This window comes from Verrucomicrobiia bacterium (assembly GCA_035577545.1).
Classification (GTDB): domain Bacteria; phylum Verrucomicrobiota; class Verrucomicrobiia; order Palsa-1439; family Palsa-1439; genus Palsa-1439.
Genome location: DATLVI010000013.1, coordinates 132,571 through 151,222 on the forward strand (window position 1 = coordinate 132,571; position 18,652 = coordinate 151,222).

Annotated in this window: 7 protein-coding genes and 1 tRNA gene; 4 read left to right on the plus strand and 4 right to left on the minus strand. The window is 61.2% G+C overall.

What is annotated here, in order from left to right; all coding sequences use genetic code 11:
- Positions 1-36 precede the first annotated feature (36 nt).
- On the plus strand, positions 37-210 hold the full coding sequence (locus VNL17_04775; protein ID HXI83389.1) for a hypothetical protein: 174 nt from the start codon (positions 37-39) through the stop codon (positions 208-210).
- Between the two features lie 755 nt (positions 211-965).
- Here VNL17_04775 and VNL17_04780 read toward each other — a convergent pair.
- Both VNL17_04780 and VNL17_04785 read right to left on the minus strand, forming a co-directional pair.
- Positions 966-1,322: a hypothetical protein gene (locus tag VNL17_04780; GenBank protein HXI83390.1), complete on the minus strand. Its 357-nt coding sequence runs from the start codon at positions 1,320-1,322 to the stop codon at positions 966-968.
- Between the two features lie 375 nt (positions 1,323-1,697).
- Positions 1,698-1,774, minus strand: a tRNA-Arg gene (locus tag VNL17_04785).
- Between the two features lie 625 nt (positions 1,775-2,399).
- Here VNL17_04785 and VNL17_04790 point away from each other — a divergent pair.
- Positions 2,400-3,443: a TadG family pilus assembly protein gene (locus VNL17_04790; protein HXI83391.1), complete on the plus strand. Its 1,044-nt coding sequence runs from the start codon at positions 2,400-2,402 to the stop codon at positions 3,441-3,443.
- Positions 3,444-3,511: 68 nt separating this feature from the next.
- Complete coding sequence (locus tag VNL17_04795) at positions 3,512-5,212, plus strand: hypothetical protein (protein HXI83392.1); 1,701 nt, start codon at positions 3,512-3,514, stop codon at positions 5,210-5,212.
- Positions 5,213-5,290: 78 nt separating this feature from the next.
- On the opposite strand, the gene VNL17_04800 is transcribed toward VNL17_04795, so the two are convergent.
- Positions 5,291-5,824 carry a response regulator gene (locus tag VNL17_04800; protein HXI83393.1) on the minus strand — a complete coding sequence of 178 codons (534 nt, stop codon included), beginning with the start codon at positions 5,822-5,824 and terminating at the stop codon, positions 5,291-5,293.
- A gap of 4 nt (positions 5,825-5,828) precedes the next feature.
- The gene (locus VNL17_04805; protein HXI83394.1) at positions 5,829-6,245 is read right to left on the minus strand and encodes a response regulator; all 417 of its coding nucleotides are present in this window, start codon (positions 6,243-6,245) and stop codon (positions 5,829-5,831) included.
- 752 nt (positions 6,246-6,997) lie between these two features.
- Here VNL17_04805 and VNL17_04810 point away from each other — a divergent pair.
- On the plus strand, positions 6,998-18,652 hold an 11,655-nt coding region (locus VNL17_04810), incomplete at its 3' end, for a YDG domain-containing protein (protein ID HXI83395.1).

An 18,652-nucleotide genomic window follows, 5' to 3' on the forward strand; every position in this document is an offset into this window, starting at 1 on the left:
CCCGCTTGTGTTAATGTCTGCTTGATGGGGGACAACATGGACAAGGCGGTTCGTCAATACTTGCGGCAGATTGCCCAGAGGGGTGGGCAAGCTGGCACAGGCGAGAGTAAGATTCGCGGAGGAGCAGACTACTACCGGCGCATGGGCCTGAAGTCAGCGGCAGCGAAACGCGCCAAGAAAGCACGGAAAGCGAGGAGCATCGCCAAATGAAGGCAGTTATCTACACCCGCGTTTCGACCGACGAGCAGACCAAGAACCTGTCGCTTGAGCTTCAACGACGAGAGTGTAGTGCGTACTGCGAGCGCAACAAGTTCTCCATCGACCGCATTTTCGAGGAACGTGGAGAGTCAGCCAAGACAACGAACCGGCCTCAGTTTCAAGCGATGCTAGATTATTGCGGCAAAGTCAAAGGCAGGATCGGTGTGGTCGTTGTCTATCACACCAACCGTTTTGCCCGCGATGCCCGCGACCATCTTAACGTGACATTTACGTTGAACGGGTATGGAGTTCGATTGCACAGCGTGCAGGAACGCATCGAAGATACATCGGCAGGACGGTTCATTCAAACAATGATGGCCGGTGCAAATCAACTCGACAATGAGCAACGAGCCGACCGCGCCAAGGCGGGCATGAGAGCGGCAGCGGAGAAGGGGCGCTGGCCGTTCCCCGCTTCGCTGGGATACCGGAATGCTCGCAACGACCGCAATGAGCCGATGCTTGCGCACGACCCAGAGCGTGCTCCGTTGATCGCCGAGGCGTTCCGTCTGTATTCAACTGGACTGCATTCTAAGCAGGAAGTGTTGAGCAAGGTCACACGATTGGGGCTGACGACGGCTGGTGGCGATGAAGTCACGTTGCACGATTTCTCGAAGATGCTGCGGCGACCAATCTATTCCGGCTGGATTGTAGTTGAGAAGTGGGGGCTGAAAGTGCGTGGGAACTTTGTGCCGATAGTGACACAGGCATTATTCGAGCGGGTTCAAGTTGTTGCCGACGACCGTCGTCCCAACCGGCCCAAGAGTCACATACGAGACCGGGTTGATTTGCCATTGCGTGGTTCTCTCCGTTGTGGGTGCTGTGGTCAGACGATGACTGGCTACTTCGCGACCGGGCGGCATGGCGGGAAGTTTGGTTACTACGCTTGCTACAACAAGCAATGCGACAACCGGGTCGCAGTGCGGAAAGAGAAGATTGAGGCGGCCTTCACACAACACCTCCGCAACCTTCAACCGACGCCGGGAACCATGCGGGTCGTCAATCAGGTCGTCGCCAAACGATGGAACTCCCGGTCGGACATTGTGAAGCTGAGTGCAACTCATCACGCAGCGACCATCAAAGGGGTCGAGGCCAAGCTGATCAAATTGGAGAGCGCTTATATTTACGACCAAGCTATCGACCGTGATAGCTACAAGAGGCACCGCGATGACTTGGAGCAGCAATTGAAGGCTTCTCGGAGCGCCATATATAACAGCGAGGTGGATGGCCTCAACGTCGAGGGGGCATTGGAGCTGGCCAATAAGGTTTTGACGAACGCTGCGAGGGTGTACGAGAAGATGACCCCCGAAAATCGCCGCAAGTTTCTGGGGGTTCTAAATCCGAGCGGATGGGAGGTAGAGGAGTCGGGAGCAATTAGAACCCCTACCGAAGCCTCTGTTTATCGGTGGTTCAGCACTCCTGACGTGGGCTCAAGGGGTAAGTGGTACGCCCGGAGGGATTTGAACCCCCAACCCTCGGTTCCGAAGACCGATGCTCTATCCAGTTGAGCTACGGGCGCATAAGCTTTATAAATACTGGCTTACAAGAAGTTTGAACAAATGCCAAAACACTTTCAGAAAAACATTCTGCAAACGTACACTGCGAACCCAGATTGCTCTCAGTAGAAGCGAAATCTACTGCCGACCCAAGAGCCAAGACAAGACTAGAATTCTCACACGGATAGCTCACCTTACAATCTCGTGGGGCTAAGAAGCGCGACTTTGCTGCCCTCAGTTAGAATTGTCACGAGGAACATCCCACGACTTGGAAGCGAACGTGGGCTTTAATCACCACCAGCCTCAACAAGAACCTGTTATGGCGAATCCGGTGCGTGTAGTTGTGGTGTCCAGATGCGTTCGATCGTCGCAAACGGCACACGTTCCCGGATGGCATGATAGCCTGTAACCCTGTAAAGTACTGGCTTGCAAGGCAATTTAGTTGAAGAATTTTGTTGCCTTTCTAAAGCGCGGCAGCTAGTATAACGCCGCTTTGGACGAGGTATGGTTAGGGTCCAACCTGGTCGGAGCAGCGTCGAAGCGGTGAGCGAGTTTTGCACTTCCGGAGCAAAGGGAAGGCGCGATACCAAGGACGCGGGACGCTAAACAAGGAAGTTCCACGATTGTGTGGATTAAGGGGTAAAGGGTATGCACACATCCAGGGGTTCGTTTTGTCTCGATGGGAAGCTTTGTGTTCGCTGCTGTGGCAACGATGCCGGCCAGCAGAATTTATCCAACAGGCATCCTCGTGAGTCGGGGTCTACGCTGGTTCTCGTGACCATGTTCATGGTCGGTCTCTTTGGCTTTGCCGCGCTGACCATCGATGTGGGGCGCGTGTACAAGGAGAAACGGCATGAGCAGTTTGCCACCGATGCGGCCGCGTATGCCGGCGCCGCCATGCTCACGAACTCACCGGACGCTGCGATCCAGGAAGCCGTCTACCTCGCCGCCGCCAACGGCGTGGCCTCAAATGAGATTCAAAATGCGGGGACAGTGGAAGTCGGCCATTGGGACACCAGTGCCCTCACGTTCACCGCGGGGGGCGCAACCCCCTACAATGCCGTGCGCGTGCCGGCCAAGCGAAATGTTGACATGACGTTCGCGAAAGTCGTCGGCATGAGTTCCATGAGCCCTGTGGTTCATTCGATTGCGGCTTTGGGGTCGGCTGGTCGTATCGCAGGTCCGATCATTCCCTTCGCGGTAACCGCGGACCAATTGGCAACGAACACGTTCACCGGACAACCGAGCGTAATTGGCGGCTACATGACTCTAAATAGTGCCAGTGTCGGTAGCGGCAAACAGGGAAAGATCGATCTTGGCGTTGACGAGTCCACAGGCAGTTATCAGAACGTCGGTGCGTGGCAGGCCGACATGACCGCAAGTGGGTGTAACTGCACCGCCTCCGTGGGAAGTATTCCAACGATCTCAGGTAACGCGCAGGTGCAAAGCGCCTTTTCGAAGCTCGGTCTCGGATCAGTCTTTGTCGTACCCGTGGTTGAAAATGCCACATTCAGCGGAAACAGCTCGTCAGCGACAATCGTGGGTTTTGTCCGGGTGCAACTCACGGATTTCAACAACACCGGAAGCGGCTGGAGCGCCACCGTCATGTTTTTGGCCAGTGCTGCGGGCGATCAAGTCGGCGGCGATTGCCCCTATCTGCCGTGCGCCCAGGCCAGGGCGCTTGTCCAATAGATTGTTACGGGAATCCGTGAAATGAGAGAACGGCACTGGTTAATACTCGAACCAAACTTAGTGAGACTATGACAATCAGACATACGCCCGGACGGTTACTGTTTCCCGCAACATCAGTGCGGCGCAGTTGGCGGCCCACGCTGTTTCTAGCGGTATGCGCAGCCCTGGCCCTGCTCGCGTTCGCTCCCGCGTCGCGTGCAAATGGCGTGACCGCCACGACAGCCTCCGGCGGGAGTAACATTTCTGCGGATACAGCACAAGACGCCACATCGCCAGCCTTCACCACGCTTGGCAACATCGTGATTGCGGAAAATGCAACCGCTGATTTTGCGATCGGGACCAACGTGACGCTGATTCTGACCGCCCCGAGTGGATGGCGCTTCAAGGCTGGGACGGGGAGTATCAAATTTGCCAGAAATCGAGATATGACCTCGGCTCGCATTTCCGTCTCGGCTTCAAACATCACAGTTACTCTCACGGTTGCCGGCACCAGCGAAAGCAACAGCGTAACCATCAGTGGCATCAAGGTGCAAGCGGCAGACGGAGCGGTTCTGCCCTCGGCTGGCAACATTCTGCGCACCAGCGCCAATCCCGGCACAGCGGTCATCGCTGGCATCGTGAACGACGCAACCAATTTTGGTTCGCTCTCCCAGGTGGCCGGCGCGGCCAAAGCCTTGCTCGTTCAAACGCAACCCTCTTCCATCGCCATGGCCGGCGTCGCCTTCGCTCAACAACCGGTGATCGAGGTCGTGGATCAGTTCGGCAACCGCCGTGGCGCCGACAACAGCACGGCGGTAACCGCCGCGCCAGGCACCGGAATGTTGCAGGGTACGACCACTATCGTGGCTTCGGGCGGCCTGGTTACGTTTACTGATTTGAGCTGCCTTAAGGCTGGAACCACGACCCTCAATTTCACGGGGACCGGATTGATCAGTGCCGCTTCCGACAACGTCATGATCAGCTCGAGTGCGTCCACAAAACTGCAACTGCTGGTGCCCGGCGAAAAGGCCGCGCCCGGAACGTCCACCGGCAAAACCGGGCCGCCGGCCGCTCAAACCGCGAATACACCCTTCACCATTACGATGAATGTCGTGGACGCGAGCTGGAACGTGGTCAATACGGTCACGGATTTCGTACACATTACATCGACAGACACCAACGCCATGCTGCCGCCCGATGTGGCTCTCGTCGCGGGGACAAACAATTCCTCGTTCACCTTCGGGATGGGCGGGACTTATACGATCACTGCCTCGGACGCAAGCGATGCAGGAATCTCCTCGAACACCAGTCCTTCGATCACCGTCAACACCAGCCCGATCACGGCGGCGACCGGTGGGACCGCGATTTCGGCGGATACGGTCGGCGGCGCTTCCACCGCGTTGACCGGCCCCGTCTACACGGAAAAGACCAGAGGAAACATCGGGACCGGTACCATCATCCTGAACGCACCCGCCGGGTTCGTTTTCGACACGTCGTGCTGCCCGCTTCCGACCATCAAGATAAATGGTGACCCATCTTCTCTCGTGAAGAACATCAACAACAATGTCAATGGCGGCGTAATCCCGCTGACCATGACTTCGACGCAACTTACATTTACTGTCAGTTCCAGGAGCACCGTACCGAACACACTCACCTGGCAGAATCTGCGGGTTCGCCCCACTGCGGGCGCCCCATTGGCGGATGGAATGATTACCAAATCCGGCACCTCGGCCATGGTGGGTGTCACTGACAAAGTCACGACCTTCGGTCTTCTCCGGGAAGTTGAATGAGCGCGCCCTTAGATTGCTCTTGGCGCGTTTTCAGGGTCGATGCGGTCCGAAGGCGATCCAGCTGGTAGGGCGCGGCTATTAGAAGCGTTCCCCGTCGAACAGCCGTTCGTCGGGCACATCTTCCTCAGGTTGATCGAAGACTTCTCGCAGCTTCGCAGCCAAGGCGTCTGCCTTTACCGGCTTTTGTAGGAAGGGGATACGGGTATCGATCATGCCATTGATAGTAGCCAGTTTTTCAGGGTAAGCGGAGCAGAGGATGACTTTGGTTCCCGGCGAAAGTATTCCGATCTGGTACGCCAATTCCTTGCCGGTCATCTTGGGCATGACGATGTCCGTCAACAACAAATCGATCATCATCCCCGGAATTTGTTTGAAGAGGCCAAGGGCCTGCTCGCCGTCAGCGGCCTTCACCACAATGCAGCCCAATTCCCGCAATAGCGAGGCCAGGTACTCGCGAATGATCGGCTCATCTTCCGCCAACAGTACGAGCCGCTTCGGGTGAGGGACATTGGACAACTCCGGAGTTGCAGCATAGGACAACTCTGGAGCCGCTACATTCGATTCGGGCGGTGTTTGGATTTCAATCTCGGCGGTATGTGTTGCCGTGGTCATGGGCCTAGGCGAGCAGTTGTTTGACACAATCGATGAGGGCCTGCATGGGAAACGGCTTCATCAAATACTTCACACCGGTCTTACACAGGAAGAGATTGATGGCTGGGTCTGCGGCGAAGCCGCTGATAAAAATGAAGCGATCGCTTAGATACGGGTGGATCTCGATCGCCCGCGAAAACAACTCGTCGCCCCGCAGCTTGGGCATCATCACATCGCAAATGAGGGCGTCATACAGGTTGGCCTTGATCTTCGGTAACGCCTCCTCGCCATCATGCGCCACATCCACCATAAATTGCTCATCGGCCAGAATCCATTGGAGCGCCTCGGCCAGTTGACAGTCGTCATCGACCAGGAGGATGGTCTTAAATTCGATGGCGTTCGAAAAACACTCCGCGGTCTCTTGTTGAAGCCCTGATTGCATATCTTTGGGGGAGCAGGTCACATGCCTAGTAAGAGGGTAGGCCTGGGCATGGCATGTATCGTGCTTAATTCTGCGCCAAGGAATTGGTTATGAACGAAAAGCGCAGACATTCGGTTTCAGTAAGTGTTCTATTCATCTTCATCACGACGACCGCTATTAGTGTTTATATGTTGAGTGTGCTCCGCAAGCTTATGGTCGGCATGGCCTCCGGCCACTAGCCGTTCTTCTGATCATTCGCGGGCCACGGTGGCACTCGCAACGAATCCGAATAATGCAGTTCCGCGCCGTCGTGAGAGCGATGGCGCGACATCACCGCTGGTCTGCCTGCTCCTGCCGAAGATTACCGCTTCCGGTTTGCCGTTGAACAGAAATGTACATAACGCCTCGTCCCAAATCTGAAGGATGCCGCGTGCACATATGAGCGGCGAATGTGATTTTCGCACGATTCGCTGAACCACCTTCAGTGACTGACGACTTATGGCGAGCACGCCAATTACGCGTGCGGTCACGAATGCGGGTGTTCTGGCCCTCCTCCCTGCTTCTGGCATTAAAACTGCAAGCTCTTCGCGGGAAAGAGAAACGCGATGCTCCCGATGTCAATAACATGCGGGTCGTTTACGTCCCCAAGGGGGGATCATCTTGTTGCCGCGCTCATTTCCGGGTGTCTTCTGTTTTCCTATTACACCCATCGCCTTCGAATTGCTTTCGGCGAGAGCAGCACCATGACGATTTGAGGCCTGGAGACCTATGATATGAAAAGATTAACCCTTGCGTTCACCCTGGCCCTGGGACTTGCTTTGCTCGGCGCGTCGAACAGCAACGCCGGCACGCTCACTCCCGCGACGGGCGGGACCGTCATTTCCGCGGGCACAGTCGGTGGCGCGTGGACAGCTTTGACGGGTCCCGTTTACGCTGAATCGGCAGGGGGAGACGTGGGGACCGGCACGATCATCCTGAACGTGCCAGCCGGTTTCATCTTCGACACGTCATGCTGTCCGTTGCCGACTATTAGGATAGATGGTGGCTCGAATTCCGGACTGAACATCAACAACAGTGTCAGCGGCGGTGTTACCCCGCTGACCGTGACTTCCACGCAACTCACGTTCACGGTTTCTTCCAAGAGCTCCGTACCGAACACACTGACCTGGCAAAACCTTCGGGTGCGTCCTACCGCGGTCAGTCCGCTGGCAACCGGCAACATCACGAAATCAGGATCCAGCAGCATGTCCGGGGTCGCCAATGGTGTGACAAACTTCGGGACGCTCACGGAAATCGCAGGAGTGCCGACGAAGATGTTTGTGACGCTGCCGAATCAAACTTTTACGACCGGCAGCGGCAATTCGGGCGCGGTCGCCAATCAGACGGTAGCCACGGCATTCAATATTTCAGTGCTTACCGCCGTGGATGACTCCACCAACATCGCGACAAGCTACTCCGGCACGAAGACGATTTCCTACAGCGGTCCCAGCGGCAGCCCGACCTATACGACCTCGGTGAATTTTTCTGCCGGGCAATCCACCACAACCCTTGCGACGACGCTAAACACGGCCGAAACGACCACGATTACAGCCACCGACGGGAGCTTGACAGGCGTTCCCAGTTCAAGCCTGACGGTGGTCAAGAAGATCCTGACGGTGAGCGGCCTGACGGCGAACAACAAGGTTTACGACGGCAACACGAGCGTGACGCTTAACACCGGCAGTGCTGTGTTGGTGGGGGTGGCAAGCGGGGACTCGGTGGCGTTGAACACGGGAAGTGCGGCGGGTGCGTTTGCCACCAAGACAGTCGGCTCCGGCAAGACAGTAACGGTGAGCGGTTTGACGATCAGCGGCGCGAATGCGGGCAATTACACGCTGACGCAGCCGACAACCACGGCAGACATCACGGTCGCAACCGTGACGGGCAGCATTACAGCGAACAGCAAGGTGTACGATGGCACGACCACTGCGACGATTGCGACCCGCACGCTCAGCGGGGTGATCGGGGCCGATGTGGTCAGTCTGACCGGCGGCACGGCCACGTTCGCCGACAAGAACGTGGGCGCGGGCAAGACGGTCATGGCGACAGGTCTTGGTCTGACGGGCGCCGACGCTGGCAACTACCAACTGGCCTCGACCAGCGCCAGCACCACGGCCGACATCACCGCGCGCACGCTGACCGTGAGCGCCACGGGCGTGAACAAAGTTTACGACGGGACAACTGCGGCAACAGTGACACTCTCCGACAACCGGGTGGCCGGCGATATCCTGACCACCGGCTATACGAGCGCGGCGTTTGCCGACAAGAACGTCGGCACCGCCAAGACCGTCAGCGTGAGCGGCATCACCGTGACCGGCACCGATGCCGGTAATTACACCTTCAATACCACCGCCTCAACCACGGCCAACATCACGGGCGCAACCGTGACGGGCAGCATCACGGCGAACAGCAAGGTGTATGATGGCACCAACACAGCGACGATTGCGACCCGCACGCTCAGCGGGGTGATCGGGGCCGATGTGGTTAGCCTGACCGGCGGCACGGCCACGTTCGCCAACAAGAACGTGGGCACCAGCAAGACGGTCACGACCACAGGCCTGAGCCTTAGCGGTGCGGACGCGGGCAACTACCAACTGGCAGCAACCAGCGCCAGCACCACAGCCGATATTACCGCGCGCGCGGTGACGGTGAGCGCCACGGGCGTAAACAAGGTGTATGACGGCACGACTACAGCGACGGTGACGCTCTCGGACAACCGCGTGGCCGGCGATGTCCTGACCACCGGCTATACGAGCGCGGCATTTGCTGACAAGAATGTTGGCACTGGCAAGACCGTCAGCGTGAGCGGCATCACGGTGACCGGTACCGATGCTGGCAACTACACCTTCAACACCACCGCCTCGACCACGGCTAATATTACGGCCAAGACATTGACGGTAAGCGCCACGGGCGTGAACAAAGTCTATGACGACACAGCTGCGGCGACCGTGACACTCTCCGACAACCGCGTGGCCGGCGACGTGTTGACCACCAGCTACACCAGCGCGACGTTTGCTGACAAGAACGTTGGCACGGGCAAGACCGTCAGCGTAAGCGGCATCACGGTGACCGGTACCGATGCTGGCAACTACACCTTCAACACCACCGCCTCGACCACGGCCAACATCACGGCCGCAACCGTGGCGGGCAGCATCACGGCGAACAGCAAGGTATACGATGGCACCAACACGGCGACGATTGCGACCCGCACGCTCAGCGGGGTGATCGGGTCCGATGTGGTCAGCCTGACCGGCGGCACGGCCACGTTCCCCAACAAGAACGCAGGAGCAGGCAAAATTGTGACGGCCACCGGCCTCGGCTTGAGCGGCACTGACGCCGGCAACTACCAACTGGCCTCGACCGGCGCCGGCACCACAGCCGACATCACAGCACGGACGCTGACCATCAGCGCGACAGGGGTGAACAAAGCGTATGACGGGACCGCGACAGCGACGGTGACACTCTCTGACAACCGCGTGGCCGGCGACGTGTTGACCACCGCCTACACCAGCGCGGCGTTTGCCGACGCGAACGTCGGCACCGGCAAGGCGGTGAGCGTGAGTGGCATCACGCTGACCGGCACCGACGCTGGCAACTACACGTTCAACACCACGGCCAGCACCACCGCCAACATCACCCAGGGAACGTTGACCGTGACCGCCGACAACCTGTCGCGGATCTATGGGGCGGCCAACCCCGCCTTCACGGCGACCTACACCGGCTTTGTGGGTGGCGACAACGCCAGCGTGGTCAGTGGCAGTCCGAGTTTCAGCACCAGCGCCACGACCAACAGTGCCGTCGGCAGCTACACGATCACGGTGACGCAGGGCACATTGAGCGCCGCCAATTACAGCTTCAGCTTCGCCACCGGCCAACTGACCGTTGGCAAGGCGACGGTCACCGGCAACGTTACCGCCAGCAACAAGGTTTATGATGGCACCATGGCGGCCACCATCGCGACTCGCACCCTGAGCGGCGCGCTCTTCGGTGATGACGTCAGTCTGAGCGGCGGCACGGCCACGTTTGGCGACAAGAACCTCGGCACGGGTAAGACCGTCACGGCTACGAGCCTGGGCCTGACCGGCACCAAGGCTGGCAATTACCAACTGGTCTCGACTACGGCCACGACCACAGCCAACATCACGGCCAAGGGGCTGACTGTCACGGGCGTGACGGCCAACAACAAGGTCTACGACAGCACGACGACCGCCACGCTCAATACGGCCAGCGCCGCGCTGGTTGGCGCCGTCGGCGGCGACAGTGTCACCCTGAGCACCGCCGGCGCGACGGGCGCATTCGCGGACAAGAACGTCGGCACCGGCAAGACGGTCACCGTCAGCGGCCTGACCATCAGCGGCGCCGATGCGGGTAACTACACGTTGACCCAGCCGACCGCCACGGCGAACATTACCGCCAAAGCCCTGACCGTCACCGCCACCGGTATTGACAAAGTGTACGACGCCACGACTGCGGCGACGGTGACGCTTTCCGACAACCGCGTCGCGGGCGACGTCCTGACGGCCACTAACACCAGCGCGACCTTCGCCAGCGCAACGGTCGGCTCCGCCAAGACGGTCACCGTCGGCGGCATCTCGATCTCCGGCACCGACGCCGGCAATTACACGGCCAACACTACGGCCAGCACCACAGCCAACATCACCGCCAAAGCCCTGACCGTCACGGGTATTACCGCCAACAACAAAACCTATGACGCGACCACCACGGCGACGCTCAACACCGCGAGTGCGGTGCTGGTAGGTAAAGTGAGTGGGGACACGGTGACGCTGAGTACCGCCAGCGCCACCGGTGCGTTTGCGGACAAGAACATCGGCACCGGCAAGACGGTGACGATCTCCGCCTTGACCATCAGCGGCACCAGCGCCGGCAACTACACCCTTACCCAACCCACGACCACCGCCAACATCACGGCCCGCTCACTGACAGTCAGCGCCACCGGCGCGAACAAGGCATACGATGGCACCACCGCCACGACTGTTACGCTCTCCGACAATCGGGTGGCCGGCGATGTCCTGACGACCAGTTATACGAGCGCCGCGTTTGCCACCAAGACTGCGGGCACGGCCAAGACGGTCAACGTTAGCGGTATCTCGATCTCCGGCGCCGACGCTGGCAACTACACAGCCAATACCACGGCCAGCGCGACCGCCAATATCACGGCGGCCACGCTGGTCGGCAGCATTACCGCCAGCAGTAAAGTGTACGACGGCACGACCGCCGCCACCATCGCCACCCGCTCACTCAGCGGCGTGATTGGCGTCGATGTGGTTAGCCTGACCGGCGGCACAGCGACGTTTGCCGACAAGAACGTCGGTGCGGGCAAGACGGTCACGGCCACCGGTCTGGGCCTGACCGGTACCGACGCCGCCAACTACACGGTGAACACCACCGCCACCGCCACTGCCGACATCACGGCACGCGCCCTGACCATCAGTGCCACCGGCGTCAACAAGGTGTATGACAGCACGACGATCGCCACGGTCACGCTCTCCGACAACCGCGCGGCTGGCGACGTGTTGACCACTGGCTACACCAGCGCGGTGTTTACTGACAAGAACGTCGGTACCGCCAAGGCCGTCAGCGTCAGCGGCCTGACGTTGACCGGCACCGATGCCGGCAACTACACTTTTAACACCACGACCAGTGCCACCGCCAACATCACCACGCGGGCAATCACCGTCACCGCAGTGACCGACACCAAGGCCTACGACGGCACCACCAGTTCGGCGCCGACGCCGACGATTACGTCGGGCAGCCTGGCCAGCGGAGACACGGCGAACTTCAGTCAAGCGTTCAGTAGCGCGACCGTGGGCACAGGCAAGACGCTCATCCCGAGCGGTTCGGTCAATGACGGCAACAGTGGCAACAATTACACGGTCACCTTTGCCAACAACACGACCGGCGTGATCAGCGCCAAGGCCCTGACCGTCAGTGGAGTCACGGCCAGCAGTAAAGTCTACGACGGCACCACGGCGGCAACGCTGAACACGGCCAGCGCGGCCCTGGTGGGTGTGACCAGCGGCGACACGGTCACCCTGAATACCGTCGGCGCCAGCGGCGCGTTTGCCGATAAGAACGTGGGCACGGCCAAGGCGGTCACCGTCAGCGGGCTGAGCCTCAGCGGGGCCAGCGCCGGCAACTACACTTTGACCCAGCCGACGGCCACCGCCGACATCACGGTGCGCGCCATCACAGTGACGGCGGCAACGAACACCAAGACCTATGACAACACCACTAGCGCGGCGGCGGTCCCAACGATCACCGTCGGCAGCCTGGCCAGCGGGGACACGGCCAACTTCCCCGAGACCTATGACACCAAGGCTGCGGGCACCGGCAAGACGTTGACGCCGACCGGCTCGGTCACCGATGGCAACAGCGGCAACAACTACACCGTGACGTTCGTGAACAACATCACCGGTGTGATCACCGCCAAGAGCCTGACTGTCACGGGCGTGACGGCCAACAACAAGGTCTACGACAGCACCACGACCGCTACGCTCAATACGGCCAGTGCCGCGCTGGTCGGCGTAGCTGGCGGCGACAGTGTCACACTCAGCACTGTCGGCGCGACGGGTGCGTTCGCTGACAAGAACGTCGGCGCCGGCAAGACGGTCACCGTCAGCGGCCTGACCATCAGCGGCGCCAGCGCCAGCAACTACACGTTGACCCAGCCGACGACGACGGCGAACATTACCGCCAAAGCCCTGACCGTCACCGCCACCGGCATTGACAAGGTGTACGACGCCACGACCGCGGCCACGGTGACGCTCTCCGACAACCGGGTGGCGGGCGACGTCCTGACGGCCACTAACACCAGCGCGACCTTCGCCAGTGCAACCGTCGGCTCCGCCAAGACGGTCACCGTCAGCGGCATCACGATTAGCGGCGCCGACGCAGCCAACTACACGGCCAATACCACGGCCAGCACCACGGCCAACATCACCGCCAAACCGTTGACAGTCACGGGCATCACCGCCAACAACAAAACCTATGACGGTGCCCTGGCGGCGACCCTCAACACCGCTAGTGCGGCGCTGGTTGGTAAAGTGAGCGGGGACACGGTCACGCTCAGTGCCGCAAGCGCCACCGGCGCGTTTGCCGACAAGAACATCGGCACCGGCAAGACGGTCACCGTCAGCGGACTGACCATCAGCGGCACAAGTGCCGGCAACTACACCCTCACCCAACCCACGACGACGGCCAACATCACGGCTAAAGGATTGACAGTCTCCGGTGTCACCGCGAACAACAAAGTGTACGACGCCACGACGGCCGCCACGCTCAGCACGGCGAGCGCGGCCCTGGTCGGCGTCGTCGGCGGTGATGCAGTCACGCTTAACACCGCAGGCGTCACCGGCACATTTGCCGACCCGAATATCGGCTCCGGCAAGACTGTGGCTGTCAGCGGCCTGACGATCAGCGGCACGGACGCTCCCAATTACAACCTGACCCAGCCGACGGCGACGGCCAACATCACGGCCAAAGGATTGACAGTCTCCGGTGTCACCGCGAACAACAAAGTGTACGACGCCACGACGGCCGCCACGCTCAGCACGGCGAGCGCGGCCCTGGTCGGCGTCGTCAGCGGCGACACCGTCACGCTCAGCGCCGCTGGCGCCACCGGGGTATTTGCCAATAAGAACGTCGGCACCGCCAAGACGGTGGCCATCTCCGGCCTGACGATCAGCGGCGCCAGCGCCAGTAACTATACGCTGACCCAGCCGACCACCACCGCCGACATCACGGGGCGTGCGCTAACGGTCAGCGCCACCGGTGTGAACAAGGGATATGACGGCACCACAACGGCGACGGTGACACTCTCCGACAACCGCGTGGCCGGGGATGTGTTGACCACCGCCTATACCAGCGCGGCGTTTGCGGACGAGAACGTCGGCACCGCCAAGTCAGTCTCAGTCAGCGGCATCACGGTGACCGGCACCGATTCCGCGAACTACACGGCCAACACCACGGCCAGCGCCACTGCCAATATCACGGCGCGGGCAATCACCGTCACTGCAGTGACCGACACCAAGGCGTACGACGGTACCACCAGTTCGGCGCAGACGCCGACAATTACATCGGGCAGCCTGGCCAGCGGGGACACGGCCAACTTCGCGCAGGCGTTCAGCACTGCGACCGTGGGCACGGGCAAGACGCTGGTCCCGAGCGGTTCGGTCAATGACGGCAACAGCGGCAATAACTACACGGTCACGTTGGCCAACAACACTACCGGCGTGATCACTGCCAAGGCCCTGACCGTCGGTGGAATCACGGCTAACACCAGGGTTTACGACGGCACGACCGCCACTACACTCAACACGGCCAGCGCGGCCCTGGTGGGCGTGGCCAGTGGCGACACCATCACGCTCAACACCGCGAGCGCCACTGGAGCGTTTGCCAACAAGAACGTCGGCACTGCCAAGACGGTCACCGTGAGCGGGCTGACCATCAGCGGCGCTAGTGCCAGTAACTATACGTTGACCCAGCCGACGGCCACTGCCGACATCACGGTGCGCGCCATTACGGTGACGGCGGCGACGAACACAAAGACCTATGACAACACGACGAGCGCGGCGGCGGTCCCGACGATCACCACGGGCAGCCTGGCCAGCGGGGACACGGCTAATTTCTCCGAGACCTATGACACCAAGTCCGCGGGCACCGGCAAGACATTGACGCCGGCCGGGTCGGTCACCGACGGCAACAGTGGCAATAACTACACGGTCACGTTGGCCAACAATACCACTGGCGTGATCACTGCCAAAGCCCTGACCGTTAGCGGAATCACGGCTAACAACAAGGCCTACGACGGCACGACCGCCGCTACACTCAACACGGCCAGCGCAGCGCTGGTCGGTGTGGTCGGCGGCGACAGTGTTACGCTCGGCACCGCCGGCGCGACGGGCGCATTCGCGGACAAGAACGTCGGCACCGGCAAGACGGTCACCGTGAGCGGGCTGACCATCGGCGGCGCCAGCGCCAGCAACTACACGTTGACCCAGCCCAGCGCGACGGCGAACATCACCGCCAAAGCCCTGACCGTCACCGCCACCGGCATTGACAAAGTGTACGACGCCACGACTGCGGCGACGGTGACGCTCTCCGACAACCGCGTCGCGGGTGACGTGTTGACGGCCAGCAACACCAGCGCGATCTTTGCCAGCGCAACGGTCGGCTCCGCCAAGACGGTCAGTGTCAGTGGCATCACGATTAGCGGCGCCGATGCCGGCAACTACACGGTGAACACCACGGCCAGCACCACGGCCAACATCACCGCCAAAGCGTTGACGGTCACCGGCATCACCGCCAACAACAAAGCTTATGACGGCACGACGACCGCGACGTTGAACACCGGCGGTGCCGTGCTGGTAGGCGGCATCAGCGGCGATCACGTCTCGTTGAGCACCGGCAGCGCCACCGGCGCGTTTGCCGACAACAACGCCGGTACCGGGAAGACGGTCACGATCTCCGGCCTAACGCTCAGCGGTACAGACGCGGGCAACTACACGTTGACCCAGCCCATGACTACCGCCAACATCACCGCCCGCTCGCTGACAGTCAGCGTCACCGGTGTGAACAAGGTGTACGACGGCACGACCACAACCACCGTCACGCTCTCCGATAACCGGCTGGCCGGGGATGTCCTGACCACCAGCTACACCAGCGCTGCGTTTGCCACCAAGACCGTGGGTACGGCCAAGACGGTCAGCGTCAGCGGCATCGCGATCTCCGGTGCCGATGCCGGCAATTACACGGCCAACACGACGGCCAGCACCACCGCCAATATCACGGCGGCCACGCTGACCGGCAGCATTACCGCCAACAGCAAGGCGTACGACGGCACGACTGCGGCGACAATCGCCACCCGCGTGCTCAGCGGCGTGATCGGGGCCGATGTGGTCAGCTTGACCGGCGGCACGGCGACGTTTGCCAACAAGAACGTCGGCACCGCCAAGACAGTCACCGCGACGGGTCTGAGCCTGACCGGCACCGATGCCGGCAACTACACGGTGAACAGCACCGCCACGGCCACCGCCGACATCACGGGGCGAACGCTGACGATCAGCGCCACGGGCGTGAACAAAGCGTATGACGGTACCACGACGGCCACCGTGACACTCTCTGACAACCGCGTGGCCGGCGACGTGTTGACCACCGCCTACACCAGCGCGGCATTCGCCGACAAGAACGTCGGCACCGGCAAGTCGGTTAGCGTCAGCGGTATCACGGTGACCGGCACCGATGCCGGCAATTACACTTTTAACACCACGACGTCGACCACCGCCAGCATCACGGCGCGGGCGATCACCGTGACCGCAGTGACCGACAGCAAGGTGTATGACGGCACCACCAGTTCGGCGCAGACGCCGACGATTACCGCCGGCAGCCTGATCAGCGGGGACACGGCCAACTTCGCCCAGGCGTTCAGCACCGCGACCGTGGGCACAGGCAAGACGCTCATCCCGAGCGGTTCGATCAATGACGGCAACAGCGGCAACAACTATGCGGTCACCTTTGCCAGCAACACCACCGGCGTGATCAGCGCCAAGGCCCTGACTGTCAGCGGCGTCACCGCCAACACCAAGGTGTACGACGCCACCACGGCGGCAACACTGAACACGGCTAGCGCGGCCCTGGTGGGCGCGGTCAATGGCGACACCGTCACCCTGAATACGGCCGGCGCCACCAGCGTGTTTGCCGACAAGAACGTCGGTACGGCCAAGACGGTGACGATCAGCGGCCTGACCCTCAGCGGCGCCAGCGCCGGCAACTACTCGTTGACCCAACCGACCGCCGCCGCGGACATCACGGCCCGAACGCTGACCGTCAGCGCTACCGGCGTGAACAAAGTTTATGATGGCACCACCGCCACCACCGTGACGCTCTCCGACAACCGGGTGGCCGGCGATGTCCTGACCACCGCCTACACCAGCGCGACGTTCGCCGACAAGACCATCGGCATCGGCAAGACGGTCAACGTCAGTGGCATCACGGTGACCGGCACCGATGCCGGCAACTACACTTTTAACACCACGACCAGCACCACGGCCAACATCACGGCCAAAGGGCTGACCGTCACGGGCGTGAGCGCGAACAACAAGGTGTACGACGGCACCACGACCGCCACGTTGAACACGGGCAGTGCCGCCCTCATCGGAGTGGCCAGCGGCGACACTGTGACCCTCGACACCTCGGTCGCCAGCGGCACGTTCGCCAGCAAGACCGTGGGCACCGCCAAGGCCGTGACCATCGGCGGGATCGCCATCGGCGGTGCAGACGCCGGCAACTACACGCTGACCCAGCCGGCCACCACAGCGAACATCACGGCCCGAACGCTGACCGTCAGCGCCACCGGCGTGAACAAAGTTTACGACGGCACCACCGCCACGACCGTGACGCTCGCGGACAACCGCGTCGCGGGCGATGTTCTGACGACCAGCTATACCACCGCGGCGTTCGCCGACAAGAACGTGGGCACCGGCAAGACGGTCAACGTCAGCGGCATCACGGTGACCGGCACCGATGCGGGCAACTACACCTTCAACACCACGACCAGCACCACGGCCAACATCACGGCCAAGACGCTAACCATCAGCGCCACGGGCGTGAACAAGGTGTATGACAGCACGACCACCGCCACCGTGACGCTCTCGGATAACCGCGTGGCCGGCGACGTGTTGACCACCGCCTACACCAGCGCGACATTTGCGAACAAGAACGTTGGCACGGGCAAGACCGTCAGTGTGAGTGGCATCACAGTGACCGGAACCGACGCCGGCAACTACACAGCCAACACCACGGCCAGCACCACCGCCAACATCACGACACGGGCGATCACCGTGACCGCAGTGACCGACAGCAAGGTGTATGACGGCACCACCAGTTCGGCGCAGACGCCGACGATTACCGCCGGCAGCCTGATCAGCGGGGACACGGCCAACTTCACCCAGGCGTTCAGCAGCGCGACCGTAGGCACGGGCAAGACCCTCGTCCCGAGCGGCTCGGTCACTGACGGCAACAGCGGCAATAACTACACGGTCACGTTGGCAAACAACATTACCGGCGTGATCACCGCCAAGGCCCTTACTGTCAGCGCCATCAGCGCCAACACCAAGGTGTACGACGCCACCACGGCGGCAACCCTGAGCACGGCCAGCGCGGCCCTGGTGGGTGTAGTCAGCGGCGACACGGTCACCCTGAATACCGTCGGCGCCACCGGTACGTTTGCCAACAAGAGCGTCGGCACGGCCAAGACGGTGACGATCAGCGGCCTGACCCTCAGCGGCGCCAGCGCCGGCAACTACTCGTTGACCCAACCGACCGCCGCCGCGGACATCACGGCCCGAACGCTGACCGTCAGCGCTACCGGC

Coding starts and splice junctions, on each gene's coding strand:
- VNL17_04800 (HXI83393.1), bottom strand. CDS start 5,824: ATGACCACGGCAACACATACCGCCGAGATTGAAATCCAAACACCGCCC.
- VNL17_04775 (HXI83389.1), top strand. CDS start 37: ATGGACAAGGCGGTTCGTCAATACTTGCGGCAGATTGCCCAGAGGGGT.
- VNL17_04790 (HXI83391.1), top strand. CDS start 2,400: ATGCACACATCCAGGGGTTCGTTTTGTCTCGATGGGAAGCTTTGTGTT.
- VNL17_04795 (HXI83392.1), top strand. CDS start 3,512: ATGACAATCAGACATACGCCCGGACGGTTACTGTTTCCCGCAACATCA.
- VNL17_04805 (HXI83394.1), bottom strand. CDS start 6,245: ATGCAATCAGGGCTTCAACAAGAGACCGCGGAGTGTTTTTCGAACGCC.